Origin of the sequence: Gottfriedia luciferensis (assembly GCF_002156865.1) — a bacterium.
Lineage (GTDB): Bacteria > Bacillota > Bacilli > Bacillales > Bacillaceae_G > Gottfriedia > Gottfriedia luciferensis.
The window spans coordinates 39,939-61,791 of the sequence record NZ_NCTA01000013.1 but is presented as its reverse complement, the minus strand read 5'-3'; the positions used below and the strand labels follow the sequence as shown (position 1 = coordinate 61,791).

Sequence of the window (21,853 nt, the reverse complement as noted above, 5' to 3'; positions counted from 1 at the left end):
GAGTTTTTTTAATTTAATGTAATAACTTCAATTTTTGGATCCCCTTCGATTAATCCTACGGACACGAAGGTATATAATTTATTTTCTTCAAATTTCGTCTTATAGAGTGGCAAAATCATCGTTTTCGATCCCGGTTTACGTAGTTCTAAATTAACTGTCATAGGTGATAAGGAAAGGTAGTCAGAAGCACTTTCATAAGCTACATTTGGGAATACCACATCACCTTCACCTGCTTTAACAGCAAAATCCAGATTTGGTGCATTTGCTGTTAAATTAATAAAGCGGATTTTAGCTTCTCCTAAAGGTAAAAAAGTATGATCGCTAAACGAAAGTAGTGAAACGGTATCATCGTTTAAACCTACCGCAAATGTGTAATATTGGTTAGCCTGGATCAATTTTTTCTCACAAAGAATTGATTTTGTTGTGTCATCTGAATCATAAATTTCGATAAATTGTTCACCAGAGAGCAATGTAAAATATTGCGTGAAATGCTTATATTCGAGTTTCGAAATTAGTTTACTTCCATTGATAACGACATCTAATTTTTTTGTATTAGGTAATGCATTTAGGACTCTAATACAAACTAAATTTTGTTTTATAATCTGCCCATTCGTTTTATTTAAGTGTAGCTTATATGATAAAAAATTTTGAAGGATACGATTTTGTTTTTCTGAATCCTGTGTTGAAAGAGAATGATTGATTGAATAGGATGAAAATTGACTATTCATAAATGGCTTATTCAATTTGCTCAATTTACATTCCTCCTAATAGACTGTCCCATAAAATCCTATTCACTTTCTAGAAAATTATGAATTATTTTATATTTTATTCTCTTAAAATAGTGATTGCTTTTTCTACCATAAATTTAATAGAATACGTTTAATATAGTTTTTTTACAACTAAATATAAGCAGTTAAGTTTAGTCACTGAGAACGTAAAGTGAACCTTAATTCGCTCGTATAATTTTGGAAATAAACGGTCCAAGAGTTTCTACCAAACTGCCGTATAGTTTGACTACGAGAGATATGACAACCATATTCTCTCCTATCTTTAGGAGGAAATTAGATGAATCTACATGAAATGAAAGCGTCGACAAAAGCTGAGAAAGCTGACTTTTTAATAAAAAATGGGAAAATATTAAATGTATTTACAAAAGAGATTATTGAGGAATCAATTGCAATTACAAATGGTGTAATTGTTGGTATTGGTGACTATGAAGCTCAAATGGAAATAGATGCAAAAGGGAAGTATATTTCACCAGGGTTTATCGATTCACACGTCCATATCGAATCATCAATGGTATTACCGTGTGAGTATGCTAAAACTGTACTTCCGCATGGAGTAACAACAGTCATTACTGATCCACATGAAATTGCAAATGTAGCAGGAGCAGACGGGATAAAGTTAATGTTAGATGCATCTGAAGATATCCCATTAGATGTCAGAATTATGTTACCATCCTGTGTACCTGCGACTTCATTAGAGCGTGGAGGCGCTGTTCTGTATGCAGAACACTTGGAACCGTTTATGGATCATCCAAGAGTATTAGGATTAGCAGAAGTAATGGACTATCCTGCAGTAATGACAATGGAAAAGCAAATGATTGATAAATTACAATTAGCTCATTCATATCAAAAACCGATTGATGGTCACTTAGCAGGCTTAACAAAAACAGAAATAAATGCATATGCTTATGCTGGTATTTCTACGGATCATGAATGTACAAACGTGCAAGAGGTATTGGATCGCTTAAAAGCAGGACTATATGTTGCCTTTAGAGAAGGATCTGCTGCTAGGAATTTAAGGGATTTACTTCCTATCGTAAATGAACGAAACGCTCATCGAATTATGTATTGCACAGATGATAAACATTTAGATGATATCATGAAGGAAGGTTCAATTGATTACTGTATTCGAATGGCAATTGCACACGGAATTCATCCTGTTACTGCATACTCAATGGCAACTTTAAATCCGGCACAGTGTTATGGATTAAAACAAAAAGGTGCAATAGCACCTGGGTATGAGGCATACTTAGTATTTCTAAGTGACTTAGAAAACGTTGATGTTACAGATGTTTGGTGCAAGAATGCGTTCATTGTAAAACAAAAGCAAATGATAAAATCGATAAATAATCAAAGTTCGAATCTGATTGATTGTACGGTCAACATAGGTGATATAAAAATTGAAGATCTTGAAATCAGTACTATCTCAAATAAGTTTGCAAACATTATTGAGATTATCCCAAACAGTATCGTTACTAAACATAAAGTTGAACAATTAACTTCAGATCATCATTATTTTATTCCAAGTGTATCTGATAACTTATGTAAAATTGCTGTGATTGACAGATACAATTCCGGCAAAGAAATTGGTTTAGGCATTGTAAAGGGATTAAATTTAATAGATGGAGCAATTGCAACTACTATTGCGCATGATTCTCATCAATTAATTGTTGCTGGTATGAATGATGAAGATATGTATCTTGCAATTAAGACAATAGAAGAAATGAATGGTGGAATTGTAGTCGTATCTTCAGGAAAAGTTATTGCCAAATTATCCTTACCAATTGGTGGTTTAATGAGTAATCAACATGCTGAAGACGTAGAGTTTGGTCTTAATTTAATCGAAAATTCATTATTACAAATTAGGCCAGATAATACATTTAACGCATTTTTAACTCTATCATTTCTTGCCTTGCCAGTTATACCAAGTATTAAAATTACGACTAAAGGTTTATTTAATGTGAATGAATTTAAATTTATTCCTGTTTTATTTAATTAACCGAATTAAATGAGTTATAATTTTGATTACTTTTATAAAAAAAGCTAACGTATTGAAGATTTTTTATTGTTAGCAATTGAACACAGAGAGTATATACATTGCTCTTAAAGCTGTTGAAAAATAATCTTGTCAAATAACTAAAATTTTCGTAAAGGAATATTAATTAGTTTGAATTCTTTTATCTAAAAATTAGTATTTAATATTTTAACTAATTAAAAAAATGTTCAAAACAGATTAAAATTTCATTCATAAATAGATGATCAAAAATACTAACTTTATTTTCAAAAATGTTCACCTAATGACATTTTTTCATTTGACCGATATATATTTCAACACTTTGAACACAGAGAGCATATAATTGCCCTCTGTGTTTTTTTTAGTTGTGTATGAATATAAGTTTGTTGATATACAATAATTGCTATTAGAACTATGATGATCCATATTTGTGTTTTAAGCCAATTAGAACCTTTGAGGTAATTCAAATATTAAGTTCATTGTTCAAAAGATACATATAAATAAAGAATATAAAAACTGTTTCTGCTTTTATTGTGCGATTATTCACAAAGTTGTATTGGATGAGGGGAAATTTTATAAAAAACAGGGTTTATAATTCAGTTAACAGGAAAATAGTAAAAGAAAATAGAGGTCAATCATGAAGTTTAGAAAACAAATTTTATTTATCTTATTTTCTATAATATTATCACTATCTGTTTTTAGTAATATTTTAAAGACTTATGCAGAAACAGAAACTGCTCCAGTTTTTGGGACTTTAGAAGAAGGGATTCAATCAAATAGTGGCCATTTTATTGTTAAAGAAAGCAGTGATAATACCAAAAACCCTTTGAACAGAAATGGATCTGTTGGTTGGGAAGAATGGAAATTGACTAGTACAAAAGTTTTGAACTCAAATTATCGTTTTGGCTGGCATCCAGATTCATACTATTTTTCTTCAACCAAAAAAACAACGTTTACATTAAGTATAGCTGGAGGATATGGAGCCTTTGCAGTAAGTGTTGGAGCACCATCTTCACCATCATCGGGATATATTATAAATGCCACATCTACTAAAAAATCTAGACCAGCAGTATATGGTGAGTTAAAAGTTTATAATGGAGCAGGACTTCAAACTAGTTCTCGGACAGAAAGATTATATCGATACTAGCTCTAAAAAGTTAACTATATTTATATTGAAATAAATTATTTTCCTGTCTACATTATTAAACTATTTAAAGAAAAAATTTAATTTCATGAGATAAATGAATAAGATACAATTCTACTGATTTTTAACTTTCTTGAAATAAGAAGGTTTTTTTTACTGTACGAGTCGTTCCGATTAATTGTAATAAGAAAGCCAAAACCTCAGAGACGTTTGAAAGGTCACTTTTATTTGTTATTTTGGTCGATCAAACGACCCCCATTTTTTATTCATAGGCTCTGTAAATGTTAATTGTTGATTTTTTACAAAATACATAATTGAAAAGATTTTATGCAATTTAAAGAGATTGATTGGAGTGGAAGGGGTTAAGAGCAGGAAAGACAGGAAAGACAGGAAAGACAGGTGAAGCATAAAGGACGGGAATTACTTAGAGATCGATAAAATTCTATCTAAAGTCTTTTAATCTCTTTTCCTTTCTCTTTAATCCTGCCTTTCCTTGTTCCTGCTCTTTAGGGCATTGTGTAACGGAAATCATCAACATTTTTTTAAAACAGAGTTTAGCTTATTTATAAGTTTTTTGATTTTTATTTGTATTGTTGCAAAGAGCTTGTAAAAAACTTGTAAGAAGAGTGTAGTCCAATTTGCATAAACTTGTTACATTTCTAAGTTAACATGTATAAGTATATGTCAAGCTTAGGGAGATAACGATGAAAAGAACGATTAATAAATTAATTTTAGTAGCTGCAAGTTTATCATTTACTTTATTTCCAAGTGGGGTATTTGCAGAGAATATATCAACTTCAAAGATTAAGAGTATTCAAAATAAACGAGTGAAAGTTCAAGAAGAAGCTCAAAAAGCGAAAAATGAGATGGATCAATTAAAAGAACAGCAGAAATTGTTATTAAACTCTTTAGATACAATTTACTCATCAATTGAGAATGCAACGATAAAGATGAGCCAAAAAGAGGCAGAAATAGTAAATGGTAAAAAAGAACTAGGGGAATTAGAAGCTGAAAGAGAAGAATATCAAAAACGTTTAGATCAACGTCAAGTAATCATAAATAATCGTTTAATTACTATCCAAAAATCTGGTGGGAATTTAGACGTTCTTTTTGATGCAAAAAGTATTGGTGATTTACTTCAACGTATAAATGCTATTGGGAAATTTATGAATACTGATCAAGATATTGTAAAGGAACAACAGAACGATCTTGAAAAAGTTGAATTAAAAAAGAAAGACATATTGTTAACTCAAAATAAGTTACAAAATGATAAAAAAGATCTTCAAAATTTAAAACGTACACTTGTTAATCAAGAAACTCAATTGAAGGCTATACTTAGCAAACTTAAGGATGATGTAAATGAAAAGGAACAAGACATTTTGAGTTTAGAAGAACAGGAAAAACTATTAAAAGAACAGGAAAAGGCAATAAAAGCTGCTTCAAGTATTTCAGGTGGTGATTTTACTCGACCAGCGGAAGGGTATTTATCTTCAGGTTTCGGATATCGATCATTTGATCATGAAACGCATTTTGGCGTAGATATTGTTAGAACAGGGAGTACACCAATTGTCTCCGTTGCAAATGGCGTTGTAATACGCGCTTATCATTCATCTAGTTATGGAAACGTTGTATTTATTACACATAATATCAATGGAAAAGTATTTACATCCGTTTATGCTCATATGCAAAATTATCAAGTCTCAACAGGGCAAACTGTTTCAAAAGGACAAAAAATCGGAACGATGGGGAATACAGGTCATTCTTTTGGTCAGCATCTTCACTTCGAACTACATGATGGTCAATGGAATCAGGCAAAATCAAACGCAGTTAATCCAGCAAAGTTTATTAACTTTTAAACTTTTATAAATATTTCCGATCCATTTTTACCGCTGTTTAAGCCAAAACAGCCTACTATTCATTAGGCTGTTTTCAAAGTGATGCAATTGATATGAATGTTAATATGTTTGGAGAAATATGTCTAACTCCCATAGGATTTTTTTTGACTTAGTCTTTCAAACTGTAAATAAATAATCATATATATAACGATTTAACCTGAGTCCATTAAGGCTCAGGTTATTTAATGTTCATAAATTATTTTGTAAGATAATCAACCAACTAAATTTTTTAAATAGAAGCATCGCCTTACATAAAGGTGAACAAATTCATCTAATTTTGATAAGTTGATAATTTTTCATGAACAATAGAGAATATTTCAATTTTAAAAGATTAAGATTATATTAAAAGAATCTAATTACTTTAGATTCATAGTGAATAAAGTAGAGGTAAAAATAAAATAGAAATCGAACTTTAACTGTTAAAAAATGGATTAAAAAAATTAATGAAATTTTAATCAAAATTATATGTTAAAATGTGTAAACGGGAGGAGATAAATTGAAAGAAATTAAATCGTTAAAAATAAACTTACTTTTAATGTTATCAATTATACCACTGTTAGTAATTGGATATTTTTTTGCAGTATATAAAGAGAATCTGTTTTATTTATTTGAATGGTTCTTTACTGTACTAATGGTTGTCATGCTGATCTATTCAATAATTAATGTGATAAAAATAAAAAGTAATTTAAAGTGGATTGCAATCTCTACTTTGTTTTTTCTAATGCAACTATCAGTATTTTGTTTGTTTTTAGGACCGTTTACGCAATATGAATTCTTTTATTTATATTATGTAGTTTCAATACTTTCTTTTGTTATTTTTATTGGATCAATTAGAAAAGCTTCCAAATATAAGTTTGTACCAATTAGTTTTACGATCCTTTCAATCGTGCTTAGTTTGTATATGATTTTGTTAAATAGTTTATGGGGGAAGGATCTAAGTTAATCCTTGAGGTAGCGAACAGTTTCCTCAGTCTCAATCAAAATACATATGATTAGTCAGCTTAATGGAGACCTTTGAAGAAATAATATTTAATTACCATGAATTGATAAAGAAGTCGGCAACTTGTGAAAATTAAACTCCTATGGTGCTGACTTTTTTATTTTAAATTTGGATCGATTGATATGAATAGTACGTATTTTACAAAAGACATTATCGTAAAAGATTTAATAGAATTTAAGAAAAATATTTTAAACACTTTGATTGGAGTAGAGGATGGAAGATTTCTATGGGAGTAGCAGGAGGAGCGGAACCCCGCAGACTTGTAAGTGAGGTTAAGACCTCACGCCCAATAATAAGAGAGCTGCAACGGAAATTAACCTTCTATTAACAAAGCCATTAATTTAGTCATAAAAAGACGGCATTTATTAATTCGAGTATAATTATTTTATACTATATTTGTAAATGAATAGAATGATTGATTATTTAAGAGGTGTAAAAGGCATGTACGATATTACAATTATTGGTTCAGGTGTAAGTAGCATTTTTTTAGCATATACATTATTAAATACGAATCAAAAGATATTAATAATCGAAAAGGGTAAAAAATTAGAGGATCGAATTTGTTCAGATAAACATCAGATATGTGATTGTATTGAATGTGATCGGTATTTCGGTTTTGCCGGTTTAGGTAAATCTGAAGGGAAATTTAATTATTCAAGCGACTTTGGGGGAGAACTAGAACAAAAAGTTGGTAGAGAAAGTTTACAAAAATTAATGGAAGAAGTCGACAATATATTGTGTCTTTACGGTGGTAGTGCTGTTTCAAAATATTCAACAGTAAATGAGAGATTAGCAAGAAAAGCAGAAGAAAGTAATCTTAAAATGCTAACGACAGAAGTTAGACATTTAGGTACAAACCTTTCTACAAAAATATTCCAACGAATGTATTCTGAGTTAGCTAGTAAAATTGATATTTTTTTTGAAGTAGATGTCCAACAAGTAAAAAAAGAGAATAATGTATTTACTTTAAATACAAATAAAGGTGTTTTTGATTCCAAAAATTTAGTATTTGCAACTGGTAGATCAGGAACTGAATGGTTAAAAAATCAGTGTTCTAACCTTGGAGTAAAGCAAGGGAGAACAAGATTGGATTTGGGGATTAGAGTCGAAATGCACGAACAGCAACTTCGTTCAATTTTACAAGAAACCTTTGAAACAAAGCTTTCGTTTGAGCATGAAGGTGTCATTTCAACTACATACTGTATGAACCCTAAAGGAAGAATCATTCGAAAATTTCAAGAGGGCTTAGTGATGCCTGATGGGCAAAACTTCAGAGAAAAAGAAGCAGGGACTACAAATTTAAACTTTACTTTATTCACGCCAAAATATTTTCCTTCTTTAAAAGAAGCGAATACTTACGCAAATGAAGTAATTGGAAAAATAAATAATGGTACTGATCGTATCGTTGTTCAAAGATTAGGAGATTTGCTTAATAACGAATCAACTACAAAAGTGAAAATGATAAACAATTGTATACAGCCTACTTTAGCAGCTGAATCCGGAAATCTAACGAGTGAAATCCCTCAATTTTACTTGCAAATTTTAAAAGGATTTTTAAATCAATTAGAAAAGTTTATAGGTGAAACGATCGATGAGGATACTCTTCTATATGGTATGGATGGGAAATTTTACTCGCCAATGATTGAAACGAATAGAAACTTTGAAACTAGCATTGAAGGATTATACGTAATTGGTGATTGTTCTGGTGTTACCCATTCATTATCACAGGCTGCTGCAAGTGGAATTTACTTAGGAAATATTTTAAGTGAATGTTTCAATTAATGCCCAATTTTTGACTGTTATTTATTTCAGAGTGTTGACATATGTAACAGTCAATATAAAAAAGGTCATTATGTGACCTTTATTGATGTTAATGTTAGTATTTTTTGATGTTCTATTAAAGAATACAAATATGTTTTGAGCAATATTTATAACTCCGTCAATCTCAAATCATTAATTAGATCATCTTTTTATAGTTAAATACTAATATTTAGAAATATGAATTCAAATTTTAAAAGTCGATGCTTTTTTGAATTAGTCGTTTAAACTGATTAAATTTAAATCGTTTTTTTTATGAATACTTTTATTGAACAATAAGTTGATTGGAACGAAAGGATGCTCGACTCCTATGGGAAATGCGGAAAGGCTGAGACCCCGCAGGCTTGCCGAAGAGGCTAGGTTTCGCCCCATGGAAAGCGAGAATCCTGTAGTGGAAATGAACATCACTCAACTTCCTTTACGAAAGTTTAGGATTTTTTGACAAGATTTTTTTCAACAGCATGAAATAAAAAAGCTCCTCGAGAGCTTTTTTATTTTTGTTAATTCTTTTTTAATTACTTACTTTCATCATTATTTTTACTTTTAATTACTGGTGCGGGCTCTTTAAAAAATTGCTTAATTGTTTGTCTGTTTTTTGAAAAGTTTAATTTTAGTACTGCACCAGAATGTTCAACAGTTTCATTTGTAAAAGCGGAGCTAACAGGAATACTTAGTGTATCTATTTTTTCAATAGGCTGAGAAAAAGCTACCGATGCTAATGTGAGGACTTCTTCTAATTTTAAGTCTGTTGAAACATACTTTGTTGTTTCGTCTAAAAGAAGTGGAACTTTTGCTATTCCTCCAAAAGTATTTAACTTATCTCGAACAGAGCTTACTACTTTTAATAATACTTCTTGTTGGCGTTCAACTCTTCCAAAATCATTATTCTGATCATGTCGGAATCGAACATATTTTAAAAGCTGTTTTCCATGTAAATTATTTTTTCCAGGCTTCATTTTTAAATTCATATCGTCAATTAACGTTTGACTCACATTTACAGTAATGCCTTCTGGTACAAGAGTATCCACGATTCCAACAAATCCTTTAAAGTCGATGATTACAGTATGATCAATTGGAATTCCGAAATTATTATTTATTGTTTCTTTTAAAAGCTTCTGCCCACCTAAATAATAGGCTTGATTAATTTTGCCATAATGATATTTATATCCACTTATTTTGACATATGAATCCCTTAAAATTGAGGCGACTTTTAATGTTCGGTCATCGACATTATATTGGACAACTGCTATACTATCGGATCTCGATTTTTTCTCGCCGCGAGAATCAACTCCTATGACTAAGAAAAATAACGAGTTTTTTAACAATTTATTTTTAAAACTCATTTTTTGTTCATTTTGAGACCTTAATTCATTTGCTGGTTCATTTGAGGGTCGAATCTGGCAGCTAACTAGGAACAAAACTAGAAATGAAAGAAGGCATATTCGAAAAAACTTAATCATAATGATTTCTCCTTCTAATTTAGTAAAAGTAATTGATAAAATGAAAATTTTTGTGCTGAGAAGTAGGGGTCCCTGTGAAAAATAAAGAAAGTGATGATTTTCAGGCTGAGATTGAAAAAAGGAGGGTGAGTAAAGCCAGCCCATTTTTTTCAACACACTTTTCTAAACGGAACAATATTTTTTACTTAATTTATATTTCCCTCCATATTTTTGAAAATACATCTCAATTCAATGTTTCTCCTGAAAAATGGTAAAAATTGGAGCTTGTAAACAATGGGAAATTAGTCTAAACTCTACATTGTTAAATACTTCACATACAAAGTACTTTGTATTAGATGATTGAAATATTTTTTTAAGTATATATGTGAATTGTTTCACATTATTAAAGTTTAAGCACTTATTTAAAAGAAAGTTGATTTCAGATTAAAAAATAAGTTTAAAGGAGCAAACATTATGTTAGTAGACAGTTATAACCCATTTGATAATCTTGCAATTTCAGCATTAGTGGCAGCAGTACCAATCTTATTATTTCTTATCTGCTTAACCGTATTAAAAATGAAAGGTATTTATGCGGCACTACTAAATCTTGGAATTACATTTATCATCGTTCTAACCGTATTTAAATTGCCAATCGGTCAATCAATTGGTAGTGTTGCTCAAGGAACAATTCAAGGATTATGGCCAATTGGCTATATAATTGTAATGGCAGTTTGGTTATATAAAATCACAGTTCAATCAGGTAAGTTTGACATTTTAAGAAGTAGTATTGTTGGGATCTCAAGTGACCAACGTATTCAATTTTTATTAATCGGTTTTTGTTTTAATGCATTTCTAGAAGGAGCAGCAGGATTTGGTGTGCCAATTGCAATTTGTGCAGTATTACTAGTTTCTGTTGGATTTAAACCTTTACAAGCAGCAATGCTTTGCTTAATTGCAAATGGTGCTTCTGGTGCATTTGGTGCAATTGGAATTCCAGTAGGGATTGTTGATACATTTGGATTACACGGTGTAACATCAATGAAAGTTTCGATTATGACTGCATTAACTTTACCAATCATTAACTTTACAATACCATTTCTATTAATTTGGTTAATTGATGGGGTTAAAGGAATAAAAGAAATCTTACCTGCAATTTTAGTAACTTCAATTACTTTTACGATATCTCAAGCTATTATGACTGTTTTTTTAGGTCCAGAACTAGCAGATATTATTCCTTCATTATTAACGATGGGTGTTTTAGCATTATTTCTTAAAAAATGGCAACCTAAAAATATTTTCTTACTAAGTGGGAAAGTATTTAAAGCAGAAACATATTCAATGAGTAAAATTATTAAAGCATGGTCACCGTTTTATTTACTAACAATTTTTGTATTAATTTGGAGCTTAAAATCATTCAAAGGATTATTTGTTGAAGGTGGGGCGCTAGCTTCAACAGTTCTAAAATTTGTTGTTCCTGGATCTACAATCAATGTGAGCGTTGATTTAATTGGGGCAACAGGTACAGCAATTTTATTAGCTGGATTAGTCACTATATTTACATCTAAATCAATTAATTTAAAAAAAGGCCTTGCACTTCTTGGAAAAACAATTAAAGAATTTTGGATTCCTATTATTATGATTTGTGCCATTATTAGTATTGCAAAATTAATGACTTATGGAGGTTTAACGATCGCATTGAGTCAAGCTGTTGCACATACTGGAGATGCATTCCCGTTTTTATCACCTATATTAGGTTGGATTGGTGTATTTATGACAGGCTCTGTGGTTAATAACAATACATTATTTGCACCAATTCAAGTTTCAGCAAGTAATATTTTAGGAACAAATCCTTCATTATTGGTTTCAGCAAATACCGCTGGTGGCGTTATGGCTAAACTAGTATCACCTCAATCAATTGCAATCGCAACTGCAGCTGTAGGTGAGACAGGTAATGAGTCAACTTTAACAAAGATGACATTAAAATACAGTTTTGGTTTGTTGGCCTTCGTATGTATATGGACTTTTGTTTTATCATTATTCTTTTAATTAAAAATATGAAAAGTCTTGGGAATATGATTTCCAAGACTTTTTTGCACTATAAGAAAGTATAAATTGGCAGCGGAGATTTTCAACTTTCTTTTTAAACAAAGCCTTATAATAAAATAAATCTAAATCGAAATGACCTTTACCTAAAATATAGACAAATGCCCATGTAACAAGGATTGTGAACTTTACATATACTTTAGTGTAATTTCTATTACGTATGTGAAGGAGGCAATATACATGAAAGGTTATTCACCTTACTACGGCGGAGGCTACTGCGGCGGCTATGGTCATGGCTGGGGATGCGGCGGAGGTTTTGCGTTAATCGTTGTATTGTTTATTTTATTAATCATCATCGGTGCTACTTTTGTAACTTGCTAAAAACTATTGAGCGTCAGCCACTGTAACCGACTAACTACTAGTTAGTCGGTTTTATTATGTAGATTGGAAATTGTATTTTCAGTCTTTTCACCTTCTATTTATTAAATGCATATAAAGAAGTAGGTATATAACTAGAATTTCTACTTAACTTTTTAAAATTAAACTGTCCTAGAATACAAGGAGGACCTTAAATGAAAAATCAGCTTTATAAACCTCAAAGGCATTGGAAAGATATCCCTTTATGGAAAGATGTAACGGATGAGCAATGGAATGATTGGTTATGGCAATTAACGAATACTGTTAGAACATTGGATGATTTGAAACAAGTGATTGACTTGACGGAGGATGAAGAAGAAGGAGTTAGAATATCAACGAAAACGATTCCCTTAAATATTACGCCGTACTATGCTTCATTAATGAATCCAACAGACCCACGTTGCCCGATTCGCATGCAATCTGTTCCTATAAGTAAAGAATTAAATAAAACGAAATATGATGCAGAAGATCCTTTAGGAGAAGATGATGATAGTCCTGTATCTGGTTTAACCCATCGTTATCCAGATCGTGTACTGTTTTTAGTAACGAATCAATGTTCGATGTATTGCCGCTACTGTACAAGACGTCGTTTTTCAGGTCAAATAGGAATGGGAGTCCCTAAAAAACAATTAGATGATGCAATTGCATATATCCGTCAAAATGAAGAAATAAGAGATGTTCTAATTTCAGGCGGAGACGGATTACTAATAAATGACAATATATTAGAATATATTTTAAAAAATTTAAGAGCAATTGATCATGTCGAGATTATTAGGATTGGTACTAGAGCACCAGTAGTATTCCCGCAAAGAATAACTGAAAATTTATGTGAAATACTCAAAAAATATCACCCAGTATGGTTAAATACACATTTTAATACAAGTATTGAGGTAACAGAAGAAGCTAAAAAAGCATGCGAAATGCTTGCAAATGCTGGCGTTCCAGTAGGGAATCAATCTGTTATTTTAACTGGAATTAATGATGGTGTACCAATTATGAAAAAGCTAATGCATGACTTAGTAAAAATTAGAGTAAGACCATATTATATTTATCAGTGTGATTTATCGGAAGGAATTGGCCATTTTAGAGCTCCCGTAGCGAAAGGATTAGAAATTATTGAAGGATTACGAGGGCATACATCTGGTTATGCAGTCCCTACATTTGTAGTTGACGCTCCTGGCGGTGGAGGTAAAATATCACTTCAGCCAAATTATATCGTTTCGCAAAGTAGTAAAAAAACTGTATTACGAAATTTTGAGGGTGTGATCACTTCTTATCCAGAGCCTGAAAACTATAAAGAAGATACTGCTGAAGAATATTTTTCTTTAATCTACCCTAATTACTTAAATAAAGCATCTAAAGTTGGGATTGCTAGTATCATGAATGATACAGTACAAAGTCTAATTCCAATGGACTTAGAAAGAATGAAAAAAAGAGAGCAATATCAAGATGATCCAGCTCATAGTTCATTAAAGAATAAACGAGAAAAAAGAGATGAATTAAAGGAGAAAAAATTTAAAGCACAAATTAAAAAAATGGATGGAAGTGAAAAGGGTGACGAATAATAGCTTAAAATGTGATTGGTGCGGAGAAGAGGACGCAAAAGAAACAAATACTGTCGTACATTGGGAATTGCCAGATGGTTCTCGCGCAATTACGATTACAAATGTACCGTCATTTCATTGTGATAAATGCAATTTTACGTACCAGAAAGAAGAAGTGGTTAAATCAATCGAAGATCAATTATTTCTAATTTCCACTGGCTTGCTTCCGGTTTCTGTTTCATTTGAGGAATTAATGAAGCAACCAAGATTATTAAAAAGAAATTATTTTGACTTCTCTTCATATAACTAGTATTTTTAATTTAAAGGTTGTGTGAATAACGACTGGTCTCCTATCAAATCGGAGTCAAGAAGGCATCTTTTCGCCCGAGTAGCAAACTAATTTTTAAAAACTACTATAAAATCTAAAATATAATAGAAAAATTGAGGGAGATTCATGAGAAAGTCATTTTACCACTACATGATGAAACATAGAAACTACAAAATACCTACAGATATTGGGATACTAGCAGATCATCTTTTTAATGATCATTCGTTTCCAAAACAATCAGCGGACTATGATGAGATTAGTTCCTACTTGGAATTAGATGGAACTTACCAATTATCAATGACCGTTTTTGATAAAGCATGGGATTTATATGTAGAAGATCGATAAGGTGTAACTTAGTTAAACTAAGTTGCACTTTTTTTATATCTATATTTATCTATCTCTTTTCTTGATTTCTAAAGTCACTAAATCTGTCCTTACAAAATAGGCTAATCCCTTTTTTTATTTACGTTGAAAATGACAGACAATTATTTGGTGATTGCATAGTATACAGTAAAAACGTAATAGTCACGACGTATGGAGAAGGAGGTTAGAAGGATGACAAAGAAAAAACAACCAAAATATAACGTAGATGATATTGTCGTGATAACGTTATATGGTACTGTCGGTAAAATAACAAATATTAAACTGATGGACGGCGTATTTGTTTATGAAGTAAATAACCATGATGGACTTTATGTTGAGAATACACTTCAACTACTTAATGAATATGATGGAAAAAAACTTGAAAAAGAATGGATTGAGGTTAATTATTCCTTTTCTTTTGGGGATCTCGTTCAAGTAAATGGTTATGAAAAAGAAATTTTTCGTATTGTTGGATATCGTACAGAGGTTTGGCGATATAAAAATGATGCTTGGGAAGATACGATTTATGAATTAGCTCGTATTACAGATGGTGAATGGTTAGAGGCCGATGAAACAGATTTAACATTGATTGCATCAGCTCAAACTGCAAATGCAATCTTAAAAAAATTAAGAAATGATAAAAATGGTATTTCAAAATTAGACTTAGAAAAATTACGCTCAATGAATGACTTTAACAAAAATAGAAATAAAACGACAAAACAAGAAATCATCGATGGATTATTAGATATTTACAATGATTATGCTGTTTTATATTCAATTTTCCAAGATGAAGAATATAAAATTGTGATGGATCTTGTGCTTAAAAATTTAAATAAGTTTTCAGAAAAGAAAACAAATTGAGAGAGAGAGGATATTCTACAATAATTGTAGAATTATATGAAACATAAATGGTATGCCTATCCCTATTAAAATAAAAAATGCAATAGAAGTCAGTTTTTCAACAGTCTCTTCAAATAATTCTTCATTTAACATGATTTCTTTTAAATTTGCTAGCTTGTCCATTTTTACCATTGGGAAAATCGCTCCTTTAACATGTTTTAATTGAATATATGCTTGTCATTGTTGTATTATGCTAAAGGTTACATATTAATATTTTTTTGTGCTTGGAAAGGTTTTTTTCATATTTTCTCATTTTTCACATATTAACTAGTAAGGGGTGATGCTAGTGAAAGAAATTGAGGTAGTTATTGATACGGAAGAAATAGCAGAATTTTTCTATCAACAGCTCATTCAGAGAGGTTATGTACCTGAAGAAGAGGAGATCGAAGAACTAGCGGATATTACTTTTGAATACTTACTTGAAAAATGTATGATTGATGAAATTGATGAAGAAGATGAATAGTCATGAAAGTGGCGACGGGTGCTCTCGTCGTTTTTCTCATTGTATCCAACGTACAAGCTATGTAGATCGAAAATTTTTAGTTGGGGGATATTATGAAAAAAAACAATTGGATACTTATTTTTACTTCAGTTTTTCTTTTTGTTATTTTAGGTTTAATTTATGATTCAAAACTGATTCATCGTTTAGACCAATCAGCTTTTAAGTTTTTTGAAGCCATTCGTACAAATGGACTAGATTCATTTTGTTACTTCTTAAGAGATTTTGGCTCTTCAAAAATCTACTTAACTTTTTCTATCATTATGTTAATTTATTCCATTCTACGTAAGAGACTCTGGAGTGGTATATCATTAGTTATTACGCTTTTAACAGGTAGAGTTATTGTTACGATTTTAAAGGACTTCTACGAAAGACCAAGACCAGCATCAATGTACTATTTTGAAAGTGGATTTAGTTTCCCAAGTGGGCATGCAGTGATGGCTTCAACCTTTTTTCTAACTTTAAGCTTTATTTTATTCGTCATTGAACCAAAATTAATGAAGCATAAAAAGTTGATTCATTTTTTAGCATTTTTCATGATTTTTTTAATCTCGATGAGCAGAATTTACTTGCATGTACACCATTTCTCAGATATTATTGCCGGCTGGTTAATCGGATTTGCTTGGTATAGTCTTTGTAAGAATGTCTTTATTTCATTACATGAAAAAGGACAATTAACGTAGTCTGTTTATCAAATTCTTTTCCATACAAAATGTTAGATTGATGAGTTCTTCAATTAGCTACGATTTCACTATTTATATCGATCGTTGTTCTAAAAAAACAAACTTTCTTGAACTGTGAAGCCATCGATAGATTATGAACGAAAACAACCTGCTCAAAAGATTAGGGCAGGTTGTTTTTATTGTTTTGGCTTGTTGATTTCTGTTACAGGATATCAGTCACGATTTACTCAAATGTTGTTAAAAACTCTTCAACTTGCTCAGGAGTTTTTGCATTTGCACTATGTAAATGACCGATTTTTTCACCGTTTTTATATACTAGTAAACTTGGAATACCCATTACTTGTTGTTCACTAGCGATTTCTGGAAATTCATCACGATCCATCGTGTACCATTTAAATGAAGGATGCTCTTCAATTACTTCTCCAATAAACGCATCTAAACGTGTACAATCAGGGCACCAAGTTGCATAAAATTTCACCACGATTGGTTCATTGCTATTTATTACTTCTTCATATTTTTTTACATCTTTAATATTTTCCATAATTGCCTCCTAAATATGTTTATAGCTCTATATTGAATGATATTTAGTAGTATTTCAATTATTTTAACTGTTATGATGCAATTTTAAAATTTAACGAATATAAAAGCATACAAATGTTCGCATATTGATGTAAAATAGGAATAACGAATAAAAATAAAGAGGTGTATTTTGTGAAGTTTATCCATACAGCAGATTGGCACCTTGGTAAAATTGTACATGGTGTACATATGACTGAAGACCAACGATTTATTTTAGATGAATTTATCACAATTATAAAAGAAGAAAAACCAGATGCAGTGATAATTGCTGGTGATTTATATGATAAAAGCATATCGCCAACTGAAGCGATTGAATTATTAAATGAGGTGCTACATCAGATTGTAATCGAATGTAATACACCAATTCTTGCGATTGCTGGTAATCACGATAGTGCTGAAAGAATTGAATTTGGTAGTCGTTTTATGGAAAAAGAGGGATTACATTTAGTCGGTAAATTTCAAAATCCTTTTAAAAGAGTTGTTTTAAGTGATGAAGATGGTGATGTACATTTTTATTTGATTCCTTATGCAGAACCGAGTATTGTACGCTATATCTTGCAAAACGAAGATATACATTCCCATGACGATGCAATGAAAGCAATAATAAATAAAATACGAGATGAAATGTTGGATACAACTGTCCGTAATGTCTTTATTGGACATGCATTCGTAACGAATAACGGTGAACCTTCAGATGAAGAAACAGAGGGTGAACGTACGCTTTCGATCGGTGGAGCAGAGTATGTCTCACATCAAAATTTTAAACATTTTAATTATACAGCATTAGGACATTTACATCGAGCGCATTACGTTGGAAATCAATCGATTCGTTATTCCGGTTCTCCATTAAAATATTCTTTATCTGAAGAAAATCACAAAAAAGGATGTTTGATTGTTGAGTTAAACGGTTCAGGTGAGGTTTCAGTTGTAAAACGAGACTTTCACCCAGTACGAGACTTAAGGTCAATCGAAGGAACAATTGAAGAGATTAGAAAACATCCAGTAAATAATGACTATGTTTTTGTCAAATTAACGGATGAACATATGATTGTGCAACCAATGGAGCAAATCAGAACAGTTTATCCGAATGCAATGCATGTTAGCCGTAAACGGTCAAATCAGCAAATGGATTTAACAAATCAATTAAATTTTGTTGAAAAACGGTCTAAAAACCAGTTGGAATTATTTCAATCTTTTTATAAAGAAATGAAAAACGAAGAGTTAAAGGATGAAGATGAACAATTAATGAAGGATTTACTTCATGACATCTTTGAAAAGGAGGAATCGTTATGAGGCCTTTAAAAGTAATTCTCCATGCATTTGGACCTTATAAGGATAAGATCGATGTCGATTTTAGACTCTTAAATGAAAAAGGATTATTTGCCATTACGGGTCCGACAGGTGCTGGTAAAACAACTATTTTTGACGGAATCTGCTTTGCTCTTTTTGGAGAGGCAAGTGGTGAAAATAGAAATGATCAATCCTTATTACGAAGTCATTTTGCAGATGATGATTTATATACAAGCGTTGAGTTAACATTTGAATTAAAGGGTAATCATTATAATATTTTTAGACAAAAAGGACATCAAAAGAAACAAAACAAAGGAATTACCGGAGATAAAATAGAGTTCTATAAAATTGTTGAAAATGAAAAAGTACCTTATTGCCAGGAGTTTAATAAAACTTCAATCGTAAATAAAAAAGTAGAAGAATTATTAGGTATTAATGCAGACCAATTTAAACAAATCGTTCTTTTACCACAAGGTGAATTTAGAAAATTATTAGTTTCAGATACAAAGGAAAAAGAAGAGATTTTACGTAAAATCTTCAAAACAGAACTATATGAAAAAGTGACAGAAACGTTGAATCTTGAAAGAAAAAAAATGGAGAGTCACTTTAGTAATTTAAAGCAAAAAATTGTTATTAAATTAGAAGTCATTGAAGAGTTATTAAGTGAAAAAGGTATTCAGATTACAGATGACGCTCAAATTAATCTTCATATTGTTAATGATATTTTGACAGAGTATATTTCTAGCATAATAAAGGATTTAAAAAGTCTTGTAGAAAATGAAAAGTTACAAAAATCTCAATTAGAAGTAACTCAGCAAAAGCTTTTTTCTGCTGAAACACATAATAAGAACATTGATCGACTACTTGAGATTATCGAACTTTTAACAATGATGAAAGAACAAGAAGTTGAAATTGAAGATAAAAAGTTGAAATTAAAATTAGCATCGAATGCTGAAAAAGTGTTGCCATTTAAAAATGAACTCGAAAAGTTAAAAAATTCTCTTCAAATTTCAAATGATAAGCTATTAATCGAAAATGAGAGTTTAATGGATATAGTGCAAAAGATTGAACAAATTTCTAGTGAGGTAGCTTCTTTAACTGAAAAAAATAAAAAATTAGTACGCCTTGAAAATCAATTGAACAATCTACTAGCATTAAAAGATGATCTTGATCAATTTCAAAATCTATCCGTTGGGTTAAGTTCAAAATCAAAACGACTAAATTTGATAGAAAGTGAAGAAAAATTAATACAAACTGAATTCAAAAATGAAAATGAAGAATTAAATAGGTTAAAGCTAGAGTTGAATAAGTTTGAAGGTATTCACGATAAATGGGCTCAGACTTCACTTCTAAAACAACAAATCCAGCAAAAAGGTAGTTTTGCAAAAAGGATTGTCTTTGCAAAAAAAGAGTTAGAGCAAAAAGTTAATGAGAATCTTAGTAAAAATTCAGAACTAAATGATTTAAAAAGCGAATTGAACAAGATTGAACTTGAAATGAAGCATCAAAAAGCTGCTTTTTTAGCGAAAGATTTAAAGGACCAAGAAGAATGTCCAGTATGTGGTAGTACACATCACCCAACGCTAGCCAAATTTATTGGAACAGTAAATGAAGAAGAAGCGGAAATAGTAAAAAATAAAGTGAATCTCCTTCAAAACGAACTTGCTACAAAACAAGGTGAGATAACTAGTTTAGAAAATACAATTCAATTAGATGTACAATCATTTAATGAAGAATATGGTTTTTTTGAGTTTTCAAATGAAGGTTTAAAAGCACTAGCAAAAGAGTTTAATGATAATGGAGTAAATCTTACAAATCTGACAAAGAAGAAGGAAGAATTCGAAGCAATAAATAAATTAGTCAAAGTAAAAGAACAATTAATTGCTGATTTGTCCTCAAAAGTGTCATTAAAATCTGAAGAACTATCAAAGTATGTTAACGAAATTAATGAATTAAAGATTAATCTGATTCAAATTGAATCTAAGTTACCTGAATCTCTTAGAACAGTTCAACAGTGGCAAATCGAAAAAAATGAGTATGAAAATAATATCAATAAATTGAAAAATGAAATTACAAAAATTGAAGTTGAATATAAATATTTAACTGAACAGAAAACAGTAAAAGAAACGACTATTTTGCATCTTAAAAACGATCTTATCAAAATTACGGATGAGATTGAGAAGGCAACGATTTTATATGATGAAAAATTAACTGAGCAACAATTTCATCATGAAGCTGACTTTATTCAAGCGATTGAGCATATCCAATTCATCGAACGATTCCGAAACGACCTTTCTATTTATGAAGAGACGATCCAGCGATTAAATACAGAAAGAGAATTACTTGAAAAGCATGTCCAATCGATGGATAAAATAGATGTAAGTGAACTGAGGAACGATTTGCAACTTATAAATCAGAATATCGATACTACTGTGAATGAAATCATACGGATACAAGAGCTTGAAAAGCGCCTAAATCAATTAAAAGCTGATTTGCTTGTTTATCAAGAGGATTTTGTAAAAACAGAAAAGAATCTAGCAGGGTTAACCGATCTATATAAAGTTACAAAAGGCGATAACGATAAAATGATTTCATTTGAACGGTATGTATTGCTAGATTATTTTGAACAAATAATTGAATCTGCAAATATAAGACTTGATCATTTATCAAATGGCCAATTCCAATTACAGCGTAAGGATTCAGTTGAAAAAGGTAGAAAACAAAGTGGTCTAGGATTGGAAGTCTATGATTCTTACACTGGCTTAGCTAGAGACGTAAAAACGTTATCTGGCGGTGAACAATTTAATGCATCTCTTTGTTTAGCGCTTGGTATGGCAGATATTATCCAAGCCCATCAAGGAGGTGTATCAATTGATACGTTGTTTATAGATGAAGGATTTGGTTCATTAGATGATGAATTATTGTCAAAAGCGATTGATACATTAATACAACTACAAAAATCTGGACGTTTAATTGGCGTTATTTCACACGTACAGGATGTAAAAGATGCAATGCCTGCAGTAATTGAAGTGCATAAAACAAATCATGGTTATTCAGAGATTTCGATCTTAATCAAATAATACGTTGCCGGAAATTAGAAATAATTTCCGGT

General features: G+C 30.9%; 20 protein-coding genes and 1 riboswitch. Of the genes, 16 read left to right on the top strand and 4 right to left on the bottom strand.

Going from position 1 to position 21,853, the window contains the following annotated elements; translation table 11 throughout:
• Nucleotides 1-8: 8 nt before the first annotated feature.
• On the bottom strand, nucleotides 9-752 hold the full coding sequence (locus B7R67_RS11150; RefSeq protein ID WP_088070429.1) for a DUF4397 domain-containing protein: 744 nt from the start codon (nucleotides 750-752) through the stop codon (nucleotides 9-11).
• Nucleotides 753-935: 183 nt separating this feature from the next.
• Nucleotides 936-1,037: riboswitch (purine riboswitch) on the top strand.
• A gap of 28 nt (nucleotides 1,038-1,065) precedes the next feature.
• On the opposite strand from B7R67_RS11150, the gene ade reads away from it, so the two are divergent.
• The 5 genes from ade (at nucleotide 1,066) to B7R67_RS11125 (ending at nucleotide 8,620) form a co-directional block, all read left to right on the top strand.
• Complete coding sequence (ade, locus tag B7R67_RS11145; RefSeq protein WP_088070427.1) at nucleotides 1,066-2,784, top strand: adenine deaminase; 1,719 nt, start codon at nucleotides 1,066-1,068, stop codon at nucleotides 2,782-2,784.
• Nucleotides 2,785-3,436: 652 nt separating this feature from the next.
• The gene (locus tag B7R67_RS11140; protein ID WP_088070425.1) at nucleotides 3,437-3,946 is read left to right on the top strand and encodes a hypothetical protein; all 510 of its coding nucleotides are present in this window, start codon (nucleotides 3,437-3,439) and stop codon (nucleotides 3,944-3,946) included.
• 701 nt (nucleotides 3,947-4,647) lie between these two features.
• Entirely contained in the window at nucleotides 4,648-5,799 is a 1,152-nt protein-coding gene (locus B7R67_RS11135; protein WP_088070423.1) for a murein hydrolase activator EnvC family protein, read from the top strand.
• Between the two features lie 535 nt (nucleotides 5,800-6,334).
• The gene (locus tag B7R67_RS11130; RefSeq protein WP_088070421.1) at nucleotides 6,335-6,781 is read left to right on the top strand and encodes a hypothetical protein; all 447 of its coding nucleotides are present in this window, start codon (nucleotides 6,335-6,337) and stop codon (nucleotides 6,779-6,781) included.
• A 498-nt stretch (nucleotides 6,782-7,279) separates the two neighbouring features.
• A complete protein-coding gene (locus B7R67_RS11125) occupies nucleotides 7,280-8,620 on the top strand; it encodes an NAD(P)/FAD-dependent oxidoreductase (protein WP_088070419.1) in 1,341 nt (446 codons plus the stop codon).
• A 551-nt stretch (nucleotides 8,621-9,171) separates the two neighbouring features.
• Here B7R67_RS11125 and B7R67_RS11120 read toward each other — a convergent pair.
• Entirely contained in the window at nucleotides 9,172-10,116 is a 945-nt protein-coding gene (locus B7R67_RS11120) for an LCP family protein (RefSeq protein ID WP_158095079.1), read from the bottom strand.
• Nucleotides 10,117-10,190: 74 nt separating this feature from the next.
• Here B7R67_RS11120 and B7R67_RS22125 point away from each other — a divergent pair, with 74 nt between their 5' ends.
• The 7 genes from B7R67_RS22125 (at nucleotide 10,191) to B7R67_RS11090 (ending at nucleotide 15,651) form a co-directional block, all read left to right on the top strand.
• The gene (locus B7R67_RS22125; RefSeq protein WP_158095078.1) at nucleotides 10,191-10,370 is read left to right on the top strand and encodes a hypothetical protein; all 180 of its coding nucleotides are present in this window, start codon (nucleotides 10,191-10,193) and stop codon (nucleotides 10,368-10,370) included.
• A gap of 199 nt (nucleotides 10,371-10,569) precedes the next feature.
• Nucleotides 10,570-12,141: an L-lactate permease gene (locus tag B7R67_RS11115; protein WP_088070415.1), complete on the top strand. Its 1,572-nt coding sequence runs from the start codon at nucleotides 10,570-10,572 to the stop codon at nucleotides 12,139-12,141.
• Nucleotides 12,142-12,378: 237 nt separating this feature from the next.
• Nucleotides 12,379-12,519: a YjcZ family sporulation protein gene (locus tag B7R67_RS11110; RefSeq protein ID WP_088070413.1), complete on the top strand. Its 141-nt coding sequence runs from the start codon at nucleotides 12,379-12,381 to the stop codon at nucleotides 12,517-12,519.
• A gap of 191 nt (nucleotides 12,520-12,710) precedes the next feature.
• Nucleotides 12,711-14,120 carry a lysine 2,3-aminomutase gene (kamA, locus tag B7R67_RS11105; protein WP_088070411.1) on the top strand — a complete coding sequence of 470 codons (1,410 nt, stop codon included), beginning with the start codon at nucleotides 12,711-12,713 and terminating at the stop codon, nucleotides 14,118-14,120.
• A complete protein-coding gene (locus tag B7R67_RS11100; protein ID WP_235822138.1) occupies nucleotides 14,110-14,409 on the top strand; it encodes a YokU family protein in 300 nt (99 codons plus the stop codon). Before kamA ends, B7R67_RS11100 begins: the two co-directional genes overlap by 11 nt.
• Before the next feature lie 144 nt (nucleotides 14,410-14,553).
• A complete protein-coding gene (locus B7R67_RS11095) occupies nucleotides 14,554-14,772 on the top strand; it encodes a YozE family protein (RefSeq protein WP_088070408.1) in 219 nt (72 codons plus the stop codon).
• A gap of 210 nt (nucleotides 14,773-14,982) precedes the next feature.
• Complete coding sequence (locus tag B7R67_RS11090; RefSeq protein WP_088070406.1) at nucleotides 14,983-15,651, top strand: hypothetical protein; 669 nt, start codon at nucleotides 14,983-14,985, stop codon at nucleotides 15,649-15,651.
• Between the two features lie 15 nt (nucleotides 15,652-15,666).
• On the opposite strand, the gene B7R67_RS22120 is transcribed toward B7R67_RS11090, so the two are convergent.
• Nucleotides 15,667-15,822 carry a hypothetical protein gene (locus B7R67_RS22120; protein ID WP_158095077.1) on the bottom strand — a complete coding sequence of 52 codons (156 nt, stop codon included), beginning with the start codon at nucleotides 15,820-15,822 and terminating at the stop codon, nucleotides 15,667-15,669.
• A 154-nt stretch (nucleotides 15,823-15,976) separates the two neighbouring features.
• On the opposite strand from B7R67_RS22120, the gene B7R67_RS11085 reads away from it, so the two are divergent.
• Together B7R67_RS11085 and B7R67_RS11080 are read left to right on the top strand one after the other, a co-directional pair.
• Complete coding sequence (locus B7R67_RS11085) at nucleotides 15,977-16,153, top strand: YozD family protein (RefSeq protein ID WP_087997714.1); 177 nt, start codon at nucleotides 15,977-15,979, stop codon at nucleotides 16,151-16,153.
• Nucleotides 16,154-16,245: 92 nt separating this feature from the next.
• Complete coding sequence (locus B7R67_RS11080; protein WP_088070404.1) at nucleotides 16,246-16,872, top strand: phosphatase PAP2 family protein; 627 nt, start codon at nucleotides 16,246-16,248, stop codon at nucleotides 16,870-16,872.
• A gap of 223 nt (nucleotides 16,873-17,095) precedes the next feature.
• Here the strand turns inward: B7R67_RS11080 and B7R67_RS11075 are convergent, their stop codons facing one another.
• The gene (locus B7R67_RS11075) at nucleotides 17,096-17,413 is read right to left on the bottom strand and encodes a thioredoxin family protein (RefSeq protein WP_088070402.1); all 318 of its coding nucleotides are present in this window, start codon (nucleotides 17,411-17,413) and stop codon (nucleotides 17,096-17,098) included.
• A 170-nt stretch (nucleotides 17,414-17,583) separates the two neighbouring features.
• On the opposite strand from B7R67_RS11075, the gene B7R67_RS11070 reads away from it, so the two are divergent.
• Nucleotides 17,584-18,744, top strand: coding sequence for an exonuclease SbcCD subunit D (locus B7R67_RS11070; RefSeq protein ID WP_088070400.1), 1,161 nt, complete (start codon nucleotides 17,584-17,586; stop codon nucleotides 18,742-18,744).
• A complete protein-coding gene (locus tag B7R67_RS11065; RefSeq protein WP_088070398.1) occupies nucleotides 18,741-21,821 on the top strand; it encodes an AAA family ATPase in 3,081 nt (1,026 codons plus the stop codon). Before B7R67_RS11070 ends, B7R67_RS11065 begins: the two co-directional genes overlap by 4 nt.
• Nucleotides 21,822-21,853 lie beyond the last annotated feature (32 nt).